This window comes from Paenibacillus sp. GbtcB18 (assembly GCF_019091125.1).
GTDB lineage: Bacteria > Bacillota > Bacilli > Paenibacillales > NBRC-103111 > Paenibacillus_F > Paenibacillus_F chitinolyticus.
In genome coordinates, this window is record NZ_JAGXJX010000050.1 from 1 (window position 1) to 2,004 (window position 2,004).

4 protein-coding genes are annotated in these 2,004 nt (G+C 34.8%); all 4 read right to left on the reverse strand.

Going from position 1 to position 2,004, the window contains the following annotated elements:
- Window positions 1–53: 53 nt before the first annotated feature.
- From KVT34_RS29375 to KVT34_RS29390, 4 genes are read right to left on the reverse strand one after another with little or no spacing between them, the layout of a single operon-like run.
- Window positions 54–227 carry a hypothetical protein gene (locus KVT34_RS29375; protein ID WP_170930145.1) on the reverse strand — a complete coding sequence of 58 codons (174 nt, stop codon included), beginning with the start codon at window positions 225–227 and terminating at the stop codon, window positions 54–56.
- 13 nt (window positions 228–240) lie between these two features.
- Window positions 241–825, reverse strand: coding sequence for an ATP-dependent Clp endopeptidase proteolytic subunit ClpP (clpP, locus tag KVT34_RS29380; protein ID WP_088096980.1), 585 nt, complete (start codon window positions 823–825; stop codon window positions 241–243).
- A gap of 21 nt (window positions 826–846) precedes the next feature.
- Window positions 847–1,368 carry a hypothetical protein gene (locus KVT34_RS29385; protein ID WP_088096981.1) on the reverse strand — a complete coding sequence of 174 codons (522 nt, stop codon included), beginning with the start codon at window positions 1,366–1,368 and terminating at the stop codon, window positions 847–849.
- A complete protein-coding gene (locus tag KVT34_RS29390; RefSeq protein WP_088096982.1) occupies window positions 1,368–1,781 on the reverse strand; it encodes a MerR family transcriptional regulator in 414 nt (137 codons plus the stop codon). The genes KVT34_RS29385 and KVT34_RS29390 overlap by 1 nt, the downstream gene beginning before the upstream one ends.
- Window positions 1,782–2,004: the final 223 nt, after the last annotated feature.

The window sequence follows — 2,004 nt, forward strand, 5'->3', positions numbered from 1 at the left end:
ACACGTTATTTTTATATTGGTAAATTATAGCACAAATAAGTTTTTTTGTCAACTTATACGTCTTTTAAATCATCTAAAATCGAAACCGCTCGGATATGCACATCAGGGTATTGCTGACGGATTTGACTTTTCGCATTATCAAAACTCGTTGCTACAACTTTTTTATAAAATACAACTTCAGCCATTTCGTACTCTACAGAATAAACACTCTTCGTTTCATTATCCATATTTCTGCACTCCTTATGACTGGCGTACCAGTATTTTATCAATCAATCCATAATTCAGCGCATTCTCAGCGGTCATAAAGTTGTCACGCTCTGTATCACGTTGCAGTGATTCCACAGTCTGCCCTGTTCGTTCTGATAATATTTGATTCAGACGTTCTCTCATATGCAAAATTCGTTTTGCACTAATTTCAATATCAGTCGCTTGCCCTCTTGCTCCGCCAAGAGGTTGATGAATCATCACTTCCGCATTCGGCAAAGCAAAACGTTTCCCCTTTTCTCCTCCAGCGAGTAAAAATGCTCCCATAGAAGCTGCCATTCCAACGCATAATGTACTAACATCAGCTTTTATAAGTTGCATCGTATCAAATATCGCCATCCCAGCTGTAATAGATCCCCCAGGAGAATTTATATAAATGCTAATATCTTTCTCCGGATCATCTGCATCTAAAAATAGTAGCTGTGCAACGACACCGTTTGCCAATTCATCTGTAATTTCACCGGTAAGCATTATAATGCGGTCCTTTAATAATCGAGAGTAAATATCATACGAACGTTCCCCTCGATTGGTTTGTTCAACGACATAAGGAATCAAATTCATGTTTATTTCCTCCACTTCATATTAAAAATCAATTCGATATTTCTTTTCTAGCTCAGAGAATTGATTATTTATTTGTTGTATTTTCGGCCGAATGTTAACAAATCTGTTATCTTCACCTTCTTCAGCCACTATTTCTCCTATCAGAAATCTTTTCACAAGATCAGTTACCTCTTTATTAACAACTAACTCATCCATCTCATCTTCTTGAGTAATTAACAACGGGATAAACTCATTTATACACGTATCTTGGCCTTCTTTATCTTTATAAATTAGATTCACAGCGATCATTTCTTTTCCACATGACACTGGTTCTTCAGTGAAAAATTCAATTAAAAGTTGTAGTTTTCCAGAAATATTATCAATAAAAATCGTGCCAAATTCATCTTCATAAAATCCATTCACATTTTTAGATCGAGATAAACCACTCGGTAGAGAAATAGCAATTTCAGCTGAAACGTAAGACAAAGAATCCGGAATTTCAATTAATACATGGTTCGTTCCTTCTTCATTTTCAATCATCGACTTCGCTAATTTGATTTTCATCACTTTTCTCCTTTTAAAATTTGTGAAACAGAGTTAATGACTTGTTGCTTCAATTCATCTGAAACATTCGTACTTAAAGTAATGAACACATCATCATTCACTTTATGTGTTTCATGCTGAAGAATTTTATCCGACTGATAAAAAGTCATTCGTTCCCCAATTTTTATAATTTCTTCAAGAGACATTTCTTTCAACTTTTCCTGAATAGAAGCAAGTGTTTCTCCTGTTTTTGATAGTGTGATGATCGCCCGAAAATAATGTAAATGTTTCTCTGTATAAGCCCTTTTATTCCCTACTAACTCTAAAGGAGGCACAATTTCAATTTGCGTATAATACCGCACAGTTCTTAAATTTATATTCGTCCCTTCCTTTTGAAGAATTTCTGTAATCTGCTTTGCAGTAAAAGTTTCCATACCAACCATCCTTTTCAGTTCACTGTATCCTTTACACCATACTGTAACTAGTTGTTTACAGTATAGTGTAAAGGTCAACCGTCTGTCAAACAATTACAAAACACTTTTACCCGCACATATCGAGTCATTTCTCCTCACTCCGACAAATTACTTATTTTCTAGCAGGAAGATTTCAATTCACACGGAATATTTCAACTTATAACAATATAAATGGAGGCCAATA

What these genes read in the sequence shown, in the direction of transcription:
- KVT34_RS29375 (WP_170930145.1), bottom strand. Translation starts at nt 227, where the DNA reads ATGGATAATGAAACGAAGAGTGTTTATTCTGTAGAGTACGAAATGGCT.
- clpP (WP_088096980.1), bottom strand. Translation starts at nt 825, where the DNA reads ATGAATTTGATTCCTTATGTCGTTGAACAAACCAATCGAGGGGAACGT.
- KVT34_RS29385 (WP_088096981.1), bottom strand. Translation starts at nt 1,368, where the DNA reads ATGAAAATCAAATTAGCGAAGTCGATGATTGAAAATGAAGAAGGAACG.
- KVT34_RS29390 (WP_088096982.1), bottom strand. Translation starts at nt 1,781, where the DNA reads ATGGAAACTTTTACTGCAAAGCAGATTACAGAAATTCTTCAAAAGGAA.